Origin of the sequence: Brevibacterium rongguiense (assembly GCF_009857845.1) — a bacterium.
Classification (GTDB): domain Bacteria; phylum Actinomycetota; class Actinomycetes; order Actinomycetales; family Brevibacteriaceae; genus Brevibacterium; species Brevibacterium rongguiense.
In genome coordinates this window covers 1-1,025 of the sequence record NZ_WWEQ01000125.1, presented here as the reverse complement: position 1 = coordinate 1,025, position 1,025 = coordinate 1, and the positions used below count along the sequence as shown (strand labels likewise).

At 79.7% G+C, this 1,025-nt stretch carries 1 protein-coding gene; it reads right to left on the bottom strand.

Annotation, left to right across the window (positions count from 1 at the left end):
• The coding region (locus tag GSY69_RS13780) for a DUF4350 domain-containing protein (protein ID WP_160954396.1) at positions 1-1,025 on the bottom strand (1,025 nt) is incomplete at both ends.

Here is a 1,025-nt window from a genome sequence, read left to right as displayed (position 1 = left end):
CCAGGCGCAGCAGCGCCCCGGTCCGCAGGTCCGCCAGCGCCCGGTCGCGGGCGCCGGCGCGCTGGAGCAGGCCCGCGCGGCCGAGCACGGTCTCGATGGGCGGGACCACCACGGGCAGCCGCTCGACCGCCAGGGGGCCGAGCCTGCGCCCGCGCCACAGCAGCAGCGCGGCGGCCACGGGGATGAGCCACAGGAGCGCCGCGCGGAACCACGGCGGGACCGCGCCCAGGAGGGTGCCGCCGTCGTCGGCACCGCCGAGCGAGGATTCGTCCTGCGCGTAGTAGTAGACGACGGAGCGGTGGCCGCCGGCGGCGCCGAGGGCCAGGGCGGCGTTGCCCTCGTCCGCGAGGTGGGCGTTCGAGAGCCAATCAGCGCTGCCGAGCGCGACGAGCGAGCCGCGGCCCAGCTGGGTGCGGGCCAGGCCCCCGTAGCCGGCCTGGGCCCCCGCGGGCCGGTAGCAGACGTCGACGCGCTGGTGGCCCACAGCGCCGTAGGTCACCTGCGGGGCCGTGACGGGCCCGGCGCGCGCAGCCAGGCGCGCGCCGCACCCGGGCTCCACGGCGCCGGTGCCGGCGCCGCCGCCCAGGCCGGCCGTGATGGCCTGCGTGAAGCTGGCGGTGCCGGAGTCGGGGGCGACGAGCACGAGGTCACCGCCGCGCCGGCCCACCCGGGTGGCAAGCTCCGCTGCGTCCTCGGCGGCCATCGCATCGGGCCGGGCGACGACGACGGTCGTGTCCGGCCGATCGGCCAGCGCGAGCGCCTCGTCGCGCGACTGCGTGGTGGCGACGTCCGCCCCGTGCGCGCCCAGCAGCGCCACGAAGGCGTGGGCGCCCTCGGGCTTGAACGAGTCGTAGTGGCCAGCGCGGGACTCCGCGCCGGCTGCGGCGAAGGCGAAGACGGCGATCGCGGCCAGGAGGACCGCCGCGGCGCCGGAGATCCACAGGGCCGAGGAGCGGGCGGCCGCGCGCAGCCGGGCCCCGGCGCCCGGCCCGGCGGGGGAGAGCGTGCCGCGCAGCGCGACGTCG